14 protein-coding genes and 1 tRNA gene are annotated in these 15,783 nt (G+C 67.0%); 13 read left to right on the top strand and 2 right to left on the bottom strand.

Annotated elements, in window-relative coordinates; genetic code table 11:
• Positions 1 to 33: 33 nt before the first annotated feature.
• From idi to WFI54_RS09045, 12 genes are all read left to right on the top strand, one after another.
• Entirely contained in the window at positions 34 to 585 is a 552-nt protein-coding gene (idi, locus tag WFI54_RS09100) for an isopentenyl-diphosphate Delta-isomerase (RefSeq protein WP_336652476.1), read from the top strand.
• A complete protein-coding gene (locus WFI54_RS09095; RefSeq protein WP_336652475.1) occupies positions 578 to 1,684 on the top strand; it encodes a polyprenyl synthetase family protein in 1,107 nt (368 codons plus the stop codon). The genes idi and WFI54_RS09095 overlap by 8 nt, the downstream gene beginning before the upstream one ends.
• Positions 1,684 to 2,661 (top strand): phytoene/squalene synthase family protein, encoded by a 978-nt coding sequence (locus tag WFI54_RS09090; RefSeq protein ID WP_336652474.1) that lies wholly within the window; start codon positions 1,684 to 1,686, stop codon positions 2,659 to 2,661. Before WFI54_RS09095 ends, WFI54_RS09090 begins: the two co-directional genes overlap by 1 nt.
• On the top strand, positions 2,658 to 4,262 hold the full coding sequence (crtI, locus tag WFI54_RS09085; RefSeq protein WP_336652473.1) for a phytoene desaturase family protein: 1,605 nt from the start codon (positions 2,658 to 2,660) through the stop codon (positions 4,260 to 4,262). Before WFI54_RS09090 ends, crtI begins: the two co-directional genes overlap by 4 nt.
• Positions 4,259 to 4,594, top strand: coding sequence for a lycopene cyclase domain-containing protein (locus tag WFI54_RS09080; protein ID WP_442918544.1), 336 nt, complete (start codon positions 4,259 to 4,261; stop codon positions 4,592 to 4,594). The genes crtI and WFI54_RS09080 overlap by 4 nt, the downstream gene beginning before the upstream one ends.
• A complete protein-coding gene (locus WFI54_RS09075; protein WP_336652472.1) occupies positions 4,591 to 5,769 on the top strand; it encodes a prenyltransferase in 1,179 nt (392 codons plus the stop codon). Before WFI54_RS09080 ends, WFI54_RS09075 begins: the two co-directional genes overlap by 4 nt.
• A complete protein-coding gene (locus tag WFI54_RS09070) occupies positions 5,766 to 7,973 on the top strand; it encodes an MMPL family transporter (protein ID WP_336652471.1) in 2,208 nt (735 codons plus the stop codon). Before WFI54_RS09075 ends, WFI54_RS09070 begins: the two co-directional genes overlap by 4 nt.
• A gap of 31 nt (positions 7,974 to 8,004) precedes the next feature.
• A complete protein-coding gene (locus tag WFI54_RS09065; protein ID WP_336652470.1) occupies positions 8,005 to 8,688 on the top strand; it encodes a response regulator transcription factor in 684 nt (227 codons plus the stop codon).
• Between the two features lie 26 nt (positions 8,689 to 8,714).
• Entirely contained in the window at positions 8,715 to 10,397 is a 1,683-nt protein-coding gene (locus WFI54_RS09060; RefSeq protein WP_336652469.1) for a hypothetical protein, read from the top strand.
• Positions 10,398 to 10,429: 32 nt separating this feature from the next.
• On the top strand, positions 10,430 to 11,104 hold the full coding sequence (locus tag WFI54_RS09055; protein ID WP_336652468.1) for a GAP family protein: 675 nt from the start codon (positions 10,430 to 10,432) through the stop codon (positions 11,102 to 11,104).
• Between the two features lie 40 nt (positions 11,105 to 11,144).
• On the top strand, positions 11,145 to 12,701 hold the full coding sequence (locus WFI54_RS09050) for a carboxylesterase/lipase family protein (RefSeq protein WP_336652467.1): 1,557 nt from the start codon (positions 11,145 to 11,147) through the stop codon (positions 12,699 to 12,701).
• Positions 12,702 to 12,836: 135 nt separating this feature from the next.
• Positions 12,837 to 12,912: transfer RNA gene (locus WFI54_RS09045), tRNA-Ala, on the top strand.
• A gap of 296 nt (positions 12,913 to 13,208) precedes the next feature.
• On the opposite strand, the gene WFI54_RS09040 is transcribed toward WFI54_RS09045, so the two are convergent.
• Positions 13,209 to 13,931: a DNA alkylation repair protein gene (locus WFI54_RS09040; RefSeq protein WP_336652466.1), complete on the bottom strand. Its 723-nt coding sequence runs from the start codon at positions 13,929 to 13,931 to the stop codon at positions 13,209 to 13,211.
• 35 nt (positions 13,932 to 13,966) lie between these two features.
• Positions 13,967 to 14,923: an endonuclease/exonuclease/phosphatase family protein gene (locus WFI54_RS09035; protein ID WP_336652465.1), complete on the bottom strand. Its 957-nt coding sequence runs from the start codon at positions 14,921 to 14,923 to the stop codon at positions 13,967 to 13,969.
• A gap of 128 nt (positions 14,924 to 15,051) precedes the next feature.
• Between WFI54_RS09035 and WFI54_RS09030 the strand changes: the two genes are divergently transcribed.
• Complete coding sequence (locus tag WFI54_RS09030) at positions 15,052 to 15,624, top strand: GNAT family N-acetyltransferase (RefSeq protein ID WP_336652464.1); 573 nt, start codon at positions 15,052 to 15,054, stop codon at positions 15,622 to 15,624.
• Positions 15,625 to 15,783 lie beyond the last annotated feature (159 nt).

Genomic DNA, 15,783 nt, shown 5'->3' with positions numbered 1-15,783 from the left:
ACGGATACTTTACTCGCTCAAGAGGGGAATCGCATGAGTCAGATCGAACTCGTTGTGCTGATGGGAGAAGACGGATCCGCCACAGGATCCGCACCCAAGAGCGAGGTGCACACAGTAGAGACACCGCTGCACCTGGCCTTCTCCTGCTATCTCCTCGACGACAGCGGCCGCCTGCTCCTCACACGACGGTCACTCACTAAGCGCACCTGGCCCGGTGTCTGGACCAACAGCTTCTGCGGGCACCCCGGCCCGGGCGAAGATATCGAGAGCGCCCTGCACCGACGCGCCTCCCAAGAACTCAATGTTGAGGTCGAGCGCGTCGAACTGCAGCTGCCCGACTTCCGCTACCGCGCCGTAGACGCCAATGGCATCGTCGAGAACGAGATCTGCCCCGTCTACACCGCAGTGGCACACGGCCCCGTGCTCCCCGAACCCGATGAAGTTGCAGAGTGGGCGTGGGTCGAACCCGGCGACGCGATCCGCTCCCTGCAGAGCACACCGTTCATCTTCAGCCCCTGGCTCAGGGAACAACTCCCCGCGCTCGCAAGCGTCGCTGCATTCTCCGGAGCGCAGAGCCATGGCTGACACCGTGCAAGAACAACGCAGCGCCGACCTTGTCACCGCTGAAATCGAACAGCAACTCCGAGAACTGCTCGACATCGGCAAAGCCAGCACCGCGTCGCTCGGCCCCCACTTCGGCCACCTCTGGGACCTTGGCTCCGAGTGCCTGCTCGGTGGCAAGATGCTGCGCCCCAGACTGCTCATGGGTGCCTACGCCGCAATCACAGATCCGCCCTCCGACAACGTGGCCGACCGCCGTGCCGCACTCCGCATCGCCGCCGCCATCGAACTCCTGCACTTCGCCTTCCTGCTCCACGACGACGTGATCGACGAAGATCTCACCCGCCGCGGCGCACCCAATGTCATCGGACGGCTGCTGCACGAAGCGGATCTCGCACGCGGCGAAGAGGTTGCAGACTCGCGCGCCCTCCACTGGGCGCGTAGCAGCGGCATCCTCCTCGGCGACCTCATGCTCTCCGAGGTGCACCAGGTGTTCGCGAGGGAACCCCTCGCAGACAGCACGCGTCGCAGGCTCCTCGATCTGCTGCGGCGCACCACGACCGAGTCGGTTGTCGGAGAGCACTCTGATATCGGGCTCGGCGATCGCATCATCCCCTCCGATCTCAACACGGTGCTCGAGATGAGCCGCCTGAAGACAGCGACCTACACCTTCGAATTCCCGCTGCGCGCCGCAGCCGTGCTCGCCGGTGCGCCTCCGCGGCTGGAAGATGCGCTGGGGGAGGTCGCCCGGCACCTTGGTGTGGCGTTCCAACTGCAGGACGATTTGCTCTGCGCGTTCGGAGACAGCCGAGAGCACGGCAAAGACGTGTTCTCCGACTTCCGCGAGGGCAAGGAAACGGCGATCATCGCCTATGCGCGCATGACAGGGGCGTGGCCCAACATCGAACCACTGCTGGGGTCACCAGACTTCTGCGAGGCAGACGCCGAGGCCATCCGCACGCTCCTCGTGGAGTGCGGGGCGGAAGGATTCGTGCGTTCGATCGTCGACGAACGCATTCGCGCCGCAGTCGAGATCACCTCGCGCGAGGCCACAGCGATGCCCGCGGCACTGCGCGGTTTCCTGATCGGCATCATCGATTCCCTGGACGGAAGGCGGGTGTAATGGCCAGCACGGACACACTCAGCTCGCTTGAGCGCTACAGCATCGCCTGCGAAGATGCGGCGGGGCGGATCATCTCGGCGTACTCGACATCGTTCGGCACGGCGACGGCGCTGCTCGGTGCGCGACACAGGCGTCACGTGCGCAATTTGTACGCCCTGGTGCGGGTAGCCGATGAACTCGTCGACGGGGTGGCCGCGCAGGTGGGCATGGGGGCTGCTGAGCAGCGCCAACAGTTGGACGCTCTGGAACAGGAGACCGAGGCGGCGATGCGTTCCGGCTACAGCAGCAACCCGGTGGTGCACGCCTTTGCTCGCACGGCCCGCGAGGCCGATATCGGCCCCGAACTCACACGACCCTTCTTCGCTTCGATGCGGATGGATCTGCCCGCAGACGGTGCATCAGAGCCAGCCTCAGAGCCCGCATCCGAAGTCGCGGCCGAGCCCGTAGCGGGCGCACATGCCACCGCGAGCCCCGCCGGTATTCGAGCCTTCGACCAGGCGGAACACGCCGTGTATGTGCACGGCTCGGCAGAGGTGGTGGGCCTGATGTGCCTGCGGGTGTTCATGCGTGGGGAGGCGCGCAGCGAGGATCAGCTGCGCCGCCTGGATTATGGGGCACGGCAGTTGGGTGCTGCGTTCCAGAACGTCAACTTCCTGCGAGATCTGGGCGACGACACCGAGCGCCTGGGGCGAGGCTATTTGGGTGCCGAAGTTGAGCTGACTCCCGAACAGCAGCAGCGGTGGATCCTCACGATCCGCCGTCAACTCACCGACGCCGAAGCAGTGCTCCCGTTGTTGCCCGGTGACGCGCGGGGCGCTGTAGGGTGCGCTCTGCGGTTCTTTGCGAAGCTGACCGACCAGTTGGAGCGTACTCCTGCTGATGGGCTCCGCGAGCGACGCGCTCGGGTGTCGAATCCTGTGAAGGTGTGGCTCGCATTGCGGGCGTTGGTGTCGGCACGGAGGGTGGGTCTCGCATGACACGCACGATTGTTATTGGGGGCGGTGTCGCCGGTTTGGCGACCGCTGCGCTGCTCGCCCGAGAGGGGCATCGGGTGCGCTTGCTGGAGCAGCGGGCAGACATCGGTGGCCGCGCCGGAAGCATGGAGATCGATGGCTTCCGTTTCGATACGGGGCCGTCTTGGTATCTCATGCCGCGCGTCTTCGAGCACTTCTTCGAACTGCTCGGAACGAGCGCGGAGGAGCAGCTTGATCTGCGCACCCTCGACCCCGGATACCGGGTGTTCGGCGAGCCCGCTGTCGACGGTTCGGTGCCGGAGATGACGGTACCGTATGGGCGCGATCGCGTGGAGGCGGTCTTCGAAGAGCGCGAGCCGGGGAGCGGCCGCCGCCTGAGCCGGTACCTCGACTCCGCAGCTCACGCCTCGGAGATGGCGGAGCGCTATTTTCTGTACAACCCGTTCACTCGGTGGCGTTCGCTGTTCGCCCCCGAGGTGCTGCGAGCTGCACCGCGGCTGGTCAGCCTGCTGGGCACCTCGCTCGCACGATTCGCAGGGAAGCGTTTCGCCGACCCCATGCTGCGCCAGGTGCTCGGCTATCCGGCGGTGTTTCTCGGCACTGATCCTGACCGCGCTCCCGCGATGTACCACCTGATGAGCGCACTCGATCTTGATGAGGGTGTGCAGTATCCGATGGGCGGATTCTGGCGGCTGGTCGAGTGCATCGAGCAGTTGGCGCGCGACGCGGGTGTGGAGATCGTGACGGAGGCGCAAGCCACTGAGATTCTGACGCGCAGCTCTCGAGAGGGCGCGGTGGCGAGCGGGGTGCGCTGGGTCGATGCTGCCGGTGTCGAACATGTCGAGCACGCCAATTTCGTGGTGTCCGGTGCGGATCTGCACCATACCGAGACGGCGTTGCTGCCGCCCGAGCTGCGCAGCTACCCGGAGCCGTGGTGGGACCGTCTGGAGAGCGGGCCGGGCGCTGTGCTCGTGCTGCTCGGGGTGCGTGGCGAGCTGCCGCAGCTGGAGCATCACTCGTTGTTCTTCACGCGTGACTGGCAGGCCAATTTCCGGGCTATTTTCGGTGAGCAGCCGAGTGTGCCCGATCCCGCATCGATCTATGTGTGCCGGCCGAGTGCGACCGACAGCGAAGTAGCGCCGGAGGGGTACGAGAATCTGTTCGTGCTGATTCCCGTGCCCGCCGATGAGCAGATCGGTGCTGGGGGAGCAGACGGCGCAGGCGATCCGCTGGTGGAACGTGCTGCGGATGCCGCGATCCGCCAGATCGAGGAGTGGGCTGGGATCCCTGATCTGCGGGAGCGGATCGTGGTGCGGCGCACGATCGGCCCCGCCGATTTTGCCGAGCAGTATCACTCCTGGCAGGGCGGCATGCTCGGCCCGGCTCATGTGCTGCGTCAGAGTGCGATGTTCCGCGCCCAGAATGCGTCGAAGCGGGTGCAGGGCTTGTTCTACGCCGGCGCCACAACGGCTCCTGGGGTGGGGGTGCCGATGTGCCTGATCAGCGCCGAGTTGGTGCTGAAGCGCATCAGGGGCGATCACTCGGCGGGTCCGACGGTGCCGCGCATGGCGGCTGCGCCGCTGCGCTCTGAGGCCGCGCGATGATCTCGTTCGTCTACCTCGCCTGCCTGCTCGCCGGCATTGGGTGCATGCTGCTCATCGATTACCGCTTTCGGCTGTTCTTCTGGCGTGATGCGGCGGCGGCCACTCTTGTGACGCTCGCGGGCACCGCGTTTCTGCTGCTCTGGGATGCGGCGGGCATTGCGGCGGGCATTTTCTTGCGGGGCGGATCCGGGATCGCCTCCGGTGTCGTGCTCGCACCCGAGTTGCCGCTTGAGGAGCCCGTGTTCTTGGTCTTCCTAGTGCTCTGCACCATGGTGCTGTACACGGGGGCTGCGCGGCTGATCGCGCATCGAGCTGAGCGGAGGGCGTCATGACGTACGCGCTGCTCTCAGCCGGTTTTCTTGCGGTGGCGGTGCTCGGCGGGGTGCTGTTTGCGCGTGCCGCGGGGCCGGCCCGTCCGGTGTGGGGTGCGGTGGCGATTGCGGGGGTTGCGCTGTTGGTGCTCACCGCGGTGTTCGACACGCTGATGATTGCTGCCGGGCTGTTCACCTACGAGGATGGGCTGGTGTCTGGGGTGCGCGTGGGGCTCGCGCCGGTGGAGGATTTTGCGTACCCCCTCGCTGTGGCGGTTGCGCTGCCGGCGCTGTGGGTGTTGCTGACTCGGCGACAGGCCGTGTCGGCCGGCGCTCTGCTGCGGCACGCGTGGGTGGCTTCCCGGCCGGTCAGTTGGGTCAACACCGCGTTTCCGTTCGCGGCGGCAATGCTGCTGACCACACGCGAAATCGACTGGCTGCTTGTTGTGGGAACGCTCTACTACCTGGTGCCCTACAACCTGGCGATGTACGGCATCAATGATGTCTTCGACTACGCCTCAGACGTGCAGAACCCTCGCAAGGGCGGCATCGAAGGCGCGTTGCTACCGCCAGAGTTCCACAGGCCGCTGCTGTGGCTTGCGCTCGCGAGCAATGTGCCGTTCCTGATCGTGCTCCTCGCCGCAGGCACCCCAGCTTCTGCGCTTGCGATCGCGGTGAGCACCTTCGCGCTGGTGGCCTACTCGGCTCCGCGTTTACGGTTCAAGGAGCGCCCGGTGCTCGACTCGCTCACCTCGAGCGCGCACTTCGTGACACCGGCTGTGGTGGGGCTTGCGCTCGCTGGCGCGCGCGTCGATGCCGGCCTGGTGCTCACCCTGGCAGCGTTCTTCATTTGGGGGGTCGCGGCGCACGCCTTCGGTGCGGTGCAGGATATTGTGCCGGATCGTGAGGCCGGTATCGGCTCCATCGCCACGGCCTTCGGTGCGGCGCGCACGGTGAGGCTCGCCCTGGTGATGTGGCTCGTCGCGGGATTGCTCATGCTGGCGGTGCCGTGGCCCGGCCCTCTGGCCGCGGTGATCGCGATCCCTTACCTTCTGAATTGTGCCCCCTTCGTGCGTGTCACCGATGCGGATTCCGCGCGCAGTAATCGCGCGTGGCGCCGGTTTATCTGGCTCAACTACCTTTCTGGGTTTCTCGTCACTCTGATCCTGATCCTGTTCTGGAGCGTCTCATCATGAACGAGTCATCGCGGCGCCACGCAGCGCCCACCGCACCCTCAACCCCGCAGCGCAGCCGCGTGCCGCGCTGGCTCAGGATTCTGCTGCCGGCGGTGCTGATTCTTGTCTGGTTCGCCGGGGCGGGGATTGGCGGCCCCTACTTCGGCAAGGTGAGCGAGGTGTCGTCGAACGATCAAACCTCCTATCTGCCGGCGTCTGCCGATGCGACGCGCGTGCAGGAGCGGTTGGGTGATTTCAGTGAGCAGAACGCCATTCCGGCGGTTATCGTGTTCACCGCCTCGCAGAAACTCAGCGACAGCGAAGTCGAGCAGTTGCAGACCGCGGTCGACGATCTCACGAAGATCACAGGGGTGCTGCCCGACGCCTCGCCGTTGATCCCGTCGGAAGACGGTCTCGCGGTCGAGGTGTTCGTGCCCATCGACAGCACCTCCGAGGTCGGCAATGTCGTTTCCGAGATATCGGCGCAACTGCGCGCCGATATTCCCCAGGGCGTCGAATCGTTCGTGACAGGGCCAGCGGGGTTCACGGCCGACCTGGTCGAGGCGTTCTCCGGCATCGATGGCATTCTGCTGCTCGTCGCCCTGATTGCGGTGTTCATCATCCTGATCATCGTCTACCGCTCCTTCCTGCTGCCGATCGCCGTGCTCGCCACCAGCCTGTTCGCGCTGACCGTGGCGCTGCTCACGGTGTGGTGGCTTGCGAAGGCCGGCGTGCTGCTGCTCAGTGGGCAGACGCAGGGCATTCTCTTCATCCTGGTGATCGGCGCCGCAACCGACTACTCCCTGCTCTACGTGTCGCGGTATCGCGAGGAGCTGCGCGTGCAGCACGACAAGTGGACGGCGACGATGCGCGCGATCCGCGGGTCGTTTGAACCAATTCTGGCCTCTGGCGGCACGGTTATCGCAGGTCTGCTCTGCCTGCTGTTCAGCGATCTGAAGTCGAATAGTTCGCTGGGCCCTGTCGCATCGATCGGCATCGTGTTTGCGATGCTTTCGGCGCTGACGCTGCTCCCGTCGATCCTGTTCGCCTTCGGGCGGGCAGCGTTCTGGCCGCGTCGGCCGAAGTACGAGCCCGAGGTGGTGGCAGCCGAGGGCGGAGTACCCTCTCGGGGGCTTTGGCACCGCTTGGGCGTGTTCATCCGCAAGCGGCCGCGCGCCATCTGGGTCACCACTGCGGTGGTGCTCCTGATCGGCGCGATGGGGGTGACGCAACTGCAGGCACAGGGTGTGCCGCAGTCAGACCTCGTGCTGGGCGCCTCTGAAGCGCGCGATGGCCAGATCGCGCTGGGCGAGCATTTCCCCGGCGGATCGGGCAGCCCTGTGTCAGTGCTGGTGGCCGAGGACCAGTTGCAGGCCGCGGCAGATGTGCTGCTCGGCAGCTCGGGTGTCGACGGTGTGACGGTGCTCAGCGCCGACTCGCCCTCGGGCACCGCGCCGGTCACCGCCGACGGCATCACCGCCTTCGGCCCGCCCGGCACTCCCGCACCCCAGCCCACCGTCGCAGGCGGAGACGTGCTGCTGCAGGGCACCCTCACTGACGCCGCAGATTCGGCGGCAGCGGAGCAGACGGTGCGCGAGCTGCGCACAACCTTCGCCACCGACGGCACTCAGGCACTCGTCGGCGGTGTCACGGCGACGGCGATCGACACGAACGACGCGTCGATCCACGACCGCACGCTCATCATCCCGATCGTGCTGCTGGTGATTCTGGTGATTCTCATGCTGCTGCTGCGCTCGGTGCTGGCACCGGTGCTGCTGGTGCTCACCACCGTGGTGTCCTTCGGCACGGCGCTCGGGGTGTCGGCTCTGGTGTTCGATTTCGTCTTTGACTTCCCGGGGGCGGATCCGGCGGTGCCGCTCTACGGCTTCGTGTTCTTGGTGGCGCTCGGCATCGATTACAACATCTTCCTTGCGACCCGGATCCGCGAAGAATCGCTGCAGCACGGCACCCGCGAGGGCATCATTCGCGGTCTATCGGTGACGGGCGGCGTGATCACCTCGGCGGGCCTCGTGCTCGCGGCGACCTTCGCCGCGCTTTCTGTGATCCCGATCCTGTTCCTCGCCCAGATCTCGTTCATCGTCGCCTTCGGTGTGCTGCTCGACACCTTCATCGTGCGGGCGCTGCTCGTGCCGGCGCTGATGTACGACATCGGGCCGGCAGTGTGGTGGCCGTCGAAGCTGAGCCGACAGCGCGCGGTGTCGTGATGCGAGGCCCCGTCCGCGGTAGCGTGATGCCATGGAACCGGGGTGGGCTCGTCGTGTGTTGTTGGTTGAAGACCAGGCGGTGCTGCGTACCCTGACGCGGGAGCTGTTCGAGCAGCGCGGCTTCGAGGTGTGCAGCGCCGCCACGGGCGTTGAAGCACTGGCAGCGTTCGATGCCTTCGACCCTGATGTGCTGGTGGCCGACATCGATCTCGGAGCGCGACCCGATGGTGCTGAGCTGGCAGAGATTCTTCGCGCTCGCGCCCCGCACTTGGGGGTCGTGTTCCTATCGAGTTACCCTCGGGCTGCCGCGGGCGCGCAGCCCTTTGGGCTCGCCGATGCGGTGTTTCTGAGTAAGGCGGCGATCGGTTCAGCCGATGAGCTGGTGGCGGCCGTCGAGGGGGCCCTGGGGAGCAGCGCGGGTGACGTCTTTGGCGATGGCCCGGGGGCTGGTGCTGATGCTGTTTCTGGGGCTGCGAAGGCTGGTGGCGGCAACGGTATCGGATCGCTCACTCGGCACCAGCTGCGGGTGCTGAGCATGGTGGCGCGCGGCTGGTCGAACGAGCAGATCGCCGAGCAGTCGGGGGCAGGGCTGCGGGCCGTTGAACGTTCGGTGAGCCGCATCTTCGAGCGACTCGAGGTGTCGGGGGATCGCGGAGTGAATGCGCGGGTGGCGGCTGCGGCTCAATACCTTGCCGAGTTCGGGCCCGTGAGGTGACACGGCTGGCCCAAACGTGGTGGTCGGTGCTGCGTGGCCGTCGCTTCCTCTCACGGTGGTCGTTGTGGGGCACCCTGCCGGTGGCGGTCACGGTGATGGGTGCCTATTTCGGCTCGGATGGCGACCGCCCCGGTGCATTGTTCGTGGTCTCGGCAGCGTCGTGGGTGGTCGCGGTGGCGGTGCTGTGGCCGCTTGCGCGGTGGGTGGCCCGGTGGGCGCATCCGACAGGCAGGGCGGTTGCGGTGGCTGTCGTGGTCACGGTGCTGGCGGGCACGCGCCCGCTGCTGCTCGATGCGTTGTGCGGCATGGTGGGCGCGATTGCGGCGCCGCCTGAGTGGCTGCCGTTTCGGGTCGCCACGAACCTAGTGGTCTGGTGGGCGGTGCTGTCGGTGCTTGCGCTGCTTGCTGAGACGGTGAGGGAGAGACGGATCGCCAACCGTCGCCTCGCCGTGCTCGCTGCCGATTTTGCGAGCATTGAGCACGAGGGCGCCGAGCGGGCGCGGGCAGTGCAGCGTCTGGTGGAGGAGTGCCGGGGCGAGCTCGTCAGCGAGGCTGCGCATCTCGACCCCGAGCGAGGCGAGGCTGTGGCGCGCTTCTCGCAGCGCGTGCGGGAGTGGTCGCACCGTTTTGCGCAGCAGGCGGAGGCGGCGCGGAACCGGCGAGCCGATCCGCACCCGGCCGATGCGACGCCCCGGGGCGGCGGGCGCTTGCCGGGTGCGATGCTGCGGGTGCCGCCAGTCGGCGCGGTGAGCGCGCTATGGGCCCTGCTGGTGCTGCCCTACGCGGTGCGGCAGCTGCCGCCCGCGACCCTCGCGGTGTCATGCCTGCTGCTGATCGGGGGTGGGCTCGCGATCGACGTTGCGGTGCGCAGGCGGCGGATCCGCGCCGTCAACAGGGTGGCGGTGCTGCTCGCGCTCTGGAGCGTGGCGGGCGTGGTGCTCGCGTTGCTCGTGCTGCTGGGCAGTGGTGCACCCCTGCGCTACGCCTGGGTTTCTGCGCTGGCGCTGCCGCTCGTGGCCCTGGTGCTGTGCCGCTGCACGGGTCTGGTGCACGGGTTGGGGCTCGACGGGCGCCGACTCGAGACGATGGTGCGCGAGCGGCAGCGTTCGCTTGCTGCGGCGAATGCTGAGGCACATCGCGTGGCGGAGGCGACGAGTCGACGCTTGCACGGCGCGGTACAGGCGGCCTGCGTGCGGATGCTCGCGAGTGTTGGGGGTGAGCCTGCTGAAGCGACGTTGCTGGAGTTGCGTGAGGCGCTGGCACCACTCGGGGCCGCTGTGGTGCCTGCGGTTCACTCGGGTGCCGCGCCGCTCGATGCAGTGCTGCACGACTGGGCTCGCGTGGTTCCGCTCATGCACGAGATTTCGCCTGAAGCGCGCGAGCTGCTGGAAGCCGCCCCCGGTGCGGCGGCGGGTGCGGCCGAGGTGGTGACCGAGGGGCTGGTGAATGCGGTGAAGCACGCTGCAGCGCCTCAGGTGCGGGTGTCGGTGACGCGGGTGCAGACGGCGGCCGGAGTGCGGCTCGACGTGGAGGTGGTAAGCGCCGGTGTGCTGCCTGCCGGTGCGGCGTTGCGCGGGGATGCGCCGGTGGCGCTGATCGGTGCGGAGTTGGGGCAGCGGGGCGGTGATGTTGTGTTGCGTGCGAGCCTCGCGGTGCCGGCAGTCGTGCCAACCGCACATTCCGCAGATCCGTTTGGGGCGACGCGCTAGCGTTCGAATTACCCAGCGAGAAGGCGGAACCCGTGAACGATCTCACCCAGTTGATCCCCATCGCCGTTGGAGTCATGATCTCACCGCTCCCGATTGTCGCGGCGGTTGCCCTGCTGCTCTCGGCGCGGGGCCGGGTGAACGGCCTCGCCTTTGTTGGGGCGAGTGTGGTTGTGGTGTTTGGTTGGACCCTGCTTGGCGGGTTGACGGCGTCGCGCGCTGGCGCGGGCCACTCTGACGGTGACGACGTTGTGGTGCTCGTGATCACGGCGGTGCTCGCGCTCGGCTTCCTCGTGCTTGCGGTGACGAGGTGGTTGGGCAGGCCGCGCAACGGGGAGCCGGCGAAGACGCCGTCGTGGCTTGCTGTCGCTGACACGCTTACGCCGGTGCGCTCCGCGGGTCTGGGCGCGCTCATGGGTGTGACGAACGCCAAGAACATTCCGCTTGCGCTGAAGGCTGGTGCGCTGATCGGGGCCCATGATCTGCCTGTGGTGGCGGTTGTCGGTGTGAGCGCGGTGTTCGCGGTGGGTGCGTCGCTGGTGCTGATCGTGCTGGTGCTGCTCGCGGCCAGCCGCTCGCAGCGTATTGCTGCGGCGTTGCAGCGGCTGAAGGCTGAGCTCATCGGACATAATGCGATCATCATGTCGGTGCTCTTCCTTCTGCTGGCGGCTTCGGAGATTGGGCACCTGCTGCACGCACTGCTCCACTGAACTGCGGTGCTCTGCGCCGTCTCAACGAAAGGAAGCGCACATGTCCGAGGAGATCATTGCGCAGGCGGGTGCTGGCACGTTCATCGGGTCCGTGGAGGCGGAGTCGGGCGTGCGGGTGTGGCGCGGCATCAGGTATGCGCTGCCGCCTGTGGGCGAGCTGCGGTGGCGTGATCCTGTCGCGACACCGGCGCTGTCCGAGCCGACGGCATGTGTGAGCAAACCCCCGGCGGCACCTCAGGCCCCCAATCCCGGGGTACCGCTCGGCGATGGTGCCGTGATCGATGAGGATTGCTTGTTCCTCAATGTGTGGGCACCCGAGTCTGCTGAGGCGCTGCCTGTCATGGTGTGGCTGCATGGCGGGGCTTACACGTTCGGGTCGTCGGCGCAGCCACTGTATGAGGGTGCCACGCTGGTGCGTGATGGCGGTGTGGTGCTTGTCACCGTGAACTACAGGCTGGGCGCGCTGGGTTTCCTCGATCTTTCGGGGGTGGATCCCGAGGCGTTCGACGGCAATCTCGCGCTGAAGGATGTGCTGCTCGCGCTCAATTGGGTGCAGGAGAACATTGCCGCGTTCGGCGGGGATCCGTCGCGGGTGACGGTGTTCGGGGAGTCGGCGGGCGGCGGCTTGGTGACGGCGCTGCTGGCGGTGCCTTCTGCGGCGGGGTTGTTCCATCGCGCGATCGCGCAGTCTTCTCCGGCATCGAGCATGTATGGGCCGGAGCGGGCGCGGGAGGTGGCGGATCGCTTCCTCACTGAGGTGGGGGTGTCTGCGGCGGATGCTGCCCGGGTGCGCGAGCTGCCCGTTGATGAGATTGTGCGTGCGAGCAGCGCTGTGTATGCGGCCGTGCCTCAGCAGTCGCCGGGGCGGTTGGCGTTTGCGCCGGTGGTTGACGGTTCGTTGCTGCCTGAGCCGCCGATTACGGTGTTGCGCGAGGGGCGCGGGCATCCGGTGCCGCTCATTATCGGCACGAATCGCGATGAGGCGTCGCTGTTCAAGTTCATGAAGTCGCCCCTGATTCCGATTACTGAGGATCGGATCATGGAGATGTTCACGGATATGCAGGCTGAGGTGCCGGATGTGGAGTTGCCGTCGGTGCAGCAGGTGATGTCGGCCTATGAGGGGGTGCGGCATCGCGTGTTGGGGCTCGGGGTGGCGAGGGATATCGGCTTCCGTATGCCGAGCGTGTGGATTGCGGAGGGGCACAGCGCGGTGGCGCCGGTGTGGTTCTACCGCTTTGACTACAGCACCCCGTTCTTGAGGGTGATCGGTCTCGGCGCCACGCACGCCACCGAGTTGCCCTACCTGTGGGGCAACCTCGATGGAGGGCCGAAGGATCCCACGTTCCGGCTCGGTGGGCGCCGTGAGGCTGGCAGGATCGGTGCTCGCATGCGTGCGCGTTGGACGGCGTTCGCGCGCGGTGGAGAGCCGGAGGTTGAGGTGTTGCAGGGCGCTGCGCCCGCGGATGCGGCTGAGTGGCGGCCGTATGATCTTGAGTCGCGCGCCACGCTGGTGATCGCTCGGGAGGACCGCTGCGTCGATGATCTCGACGGGCAGTTGCGGGCAGGCTGGGGCGACGAGGTGCTTACATTCCGTTGATTTGGCGGGGCGACGCGCGCTCATGTTGCGCGTCGCTTCCTGAGTCGCTAAGGTTGTCTAGGTCAGCGACGGGCAGAAGTTCAGCCCGGAGGAGTTCGATTCGATCTCCCGCTGCGGAAGTCGCCTAGCGGCTTCGGGTCCTTAACTCAGTTGGTAGAGTGCCTGCTTTGCAAGCAGGATGTCGGGAGTTCGATTCTCCCAGGATCCACCACTCACACAACCCCGGGTCTTTCGAGATCCGGGGTTTTTGGTTTGTGGGTCAGGGTTTGTCTGTGGCCCTGGGGGTTACCCGCTCTGGCTGTCTATCGCAGCTGCGGCTGCGGGGGCCCAGCTGGGGGCAATGTCTCGGCGCAACCTATCCCCAGAGTTATCCACAGCTGGGGATGAATTACAGTGGTGTGATTCGGGGGAGGGGGTAAATGACACATATCCTCGCGCGCGCAGGGCGAAAACAGACGCTGCGGCTCTCGAAGTTGTTATTCACAACTTGGGGATAGTCAATCTCCCTCAGTCGCGCACCACGACCAAGCGACGCTTCCCCTCCACGAAGCGCATCCGCTCCAGATCTCTGAGCGCATCACGGCCCACCCACACCCGCGGCGGCTCGGCGGCGGCCACCAGCCGCTGCGCCACCTCCACAGCCCGATCCCGGCTCACTAGATCGCGCTGACCCACCTCCCGCAGCGCCCACGAAACAGCCTTCTTGACGTGCAATCGCGCATCACCCGCGTGCCGCTCGATGAGGTCGAGATAGACGCCCACTGTCTCCTCCGACAGTGCACGATCGTGCGTCGTCGCCGACGCCATCAGCGCAAACGCCGCCCGCTTCGTGTACGTCGGCTCCGCGGCAGCCCACACGGGAATGCGCGATCCATACCCCTCGATGCGCAAAAAGAGCGAATTGCACAGGTGATCGCAGAGATCCCACGACCGCACATCCACCAGCAGCCCGCTCGCCTCATCGAGGGCCAGCGTCGCCGGATCGAACACCAGCGCCGCGAGCAGCCGCGCCTCGTGCACCCCCGTCGCCCACAGTTCGCGCGCGAGCGGGTTCGAGCGCCCCACACCCTTCGCGATCCTGCGGATCACTGGTATCGGCACACCGATGCTGTCAGCCTCAGGAATACCGAGTCGCACCACGCTGAGCCGATGCCGCTCTGAGGCCTCCGCCCTGAGCATCGCAAGAAGTTCGCGCGAGTTCACGCGCTCGGCAGCATCTGCGGTGTGCATGAAGCGATGCTACGGCAGGAGAACCAGCACCGGCCTCACCCGAGCGCGGCGAGAATCGCCAGGTGGTCGCTCTCCCCGGCGCGCAGCGTCTTCGCGCTGGAATCCACGAAGCCGCGCTGATACACGTGGTCGATCCTCGCCAGCGGAACCCCAGCCGGCCAGGTGAATCCGAAGCCGCCGGCTTCCTGCCGCGGCTCATCGAGCTGTGCGCGGATCGCAGCGAGCGCCGGATCCGTCGCCGCAGCATTGAAATCACCGATCGCGATCACCCGATCCGCCGCATCCGCCGCGATCGTGTCGCCGAGTGCGCGCAGCATCGTGTCGCGCGCAGACTGCGAACCGGGCCGCAACGACGCCGCATGAATCACATACACCTCGATGGGCCCGCCGGGAGCCTCCACCTGCGCGGCCAAGGCCCGCCGCCAGCCCAGACCGAGATCGAGCGGGTGCGCCTCCGCGATCGGAAGCGTGCTCCACAGACCCACCGTTCCCACCAGGTACGAGTAGGGATGGCTGCCGGCAAGCTCCGCGATCGCCTGCTCACGCGACTCGGCGTCGAGCTCGGTGAGCGCAATGAGATCCGCCCCTTGCTGCTGCAGTGCCCGCGCCGACGCATCCGCAGTGCCTGAACCCGCTTGCACATTCTGGCTCGCAACGACAAGATTGCCGTCAGTCTGCCAGGGAGAACCCGTGATCGCTGCGGGCAGCCACGTGATCGATGTCGACACAGCGAGCACCCATGTGAGCGCAGGCACCGCCGCGATCCAGCGGCGGCCGCGCACCCGCAGCGCGGCGACGCACAGCACGAGTGCTGGGATCCAGAGCCACGGCAGCATCACCGCGACAGCGGTGCCCACGATCCCGGGCACGAATCCCAGCAGCACCAGCGCAATGAACGCCGCCGCACTGATCGCGGCCCCGGCGCGACGGCGCGACTCGCCGCCACGGCGGTCGGGCGCTGGGCTGTCTGCGCTGCGGGGGAGGGAACTCACTCGGAAGATCGTAAAGCCGCGCGCCTCGGAGCCCGCTGACCGCGGGCCTTCGGGCCCTGCGGCTCGGTGTGCGTGCCGGCCCCGTGCGGGACTTCCGCGACGACGCCCCGCAGTCCATACTGTTTCGCATGGGAATCGAGGTTCGACCGGCAACGGTCTTCGAGGATGTCGCCGCGGTCATCGGTCCGAAAAAGCCCACCTCGAACGTGTGCTTCTGCCTGAGCTACCGTATCGGCAGCAAAGAGAACGTGGCCCTGCGTGAGCCGGCTCGTTCTGCCAGGGTGCGCAAACTGTGCGAGCAAGATCCGCCCCCCGGTGTGCTCGCCTACATCGACGGCGAACCCGTGGGCTGGGCCGCGGTGCACCCGCGAGCCGGTACCAGCTTCGCCCGCAATAGGCTGATCCCTCACCTCGACGACCTCGACGTGTGGTCGCTATGGTGCTTCCGGGTGCGGCCCGGCTATCGCAAGCAGGGCGTGATGCACGCGCTCATCGAAGGTGCCGTCGCCCACGCCCGCGCGAACGGTGCCCCCGCGATCGAGGGCTATCCCCTCGACAACGGGGGCGAACGGGTGAACCTCACCATGGCCTACGTCGGCACCCGGCGCCTCTTCGAGTCGGCGGGCTTCGAGAAAGTGGCCGACACGCGCTCGATGCTCGACGGCTTCCCACGAGTGCTGATGCGCCTACCGCTGACCTGAGCGCACGAGCTTCTGCTGGGTGGCCCTGCTGCACAGTGGGCTCGAGAGGCGGGTGGTGCAGGCGGACCGGCGGTATCTTGTGCGAAATCCGCCATCCGGCCGCTGTGATGCGCGCCCGGAGTCGGCCACTGCAGCGGGGCGAATGGGCGCGGCCGCGGC

This window comes from Leucobacter sp. MMO-125 (assembly GCF_037148395.1).
In the GTDB taxonomy this organism is placed as follows: domain Bacteria; phylum Actinomycetota; class Actinomycetes; order Actinomycetales; family Microbacteriaceae; genus Leucobacter.
Note: the sequence above shows the minus strand (reverse complement) of the source record. Positions and strands in the feature narration are given on the sequence as shown.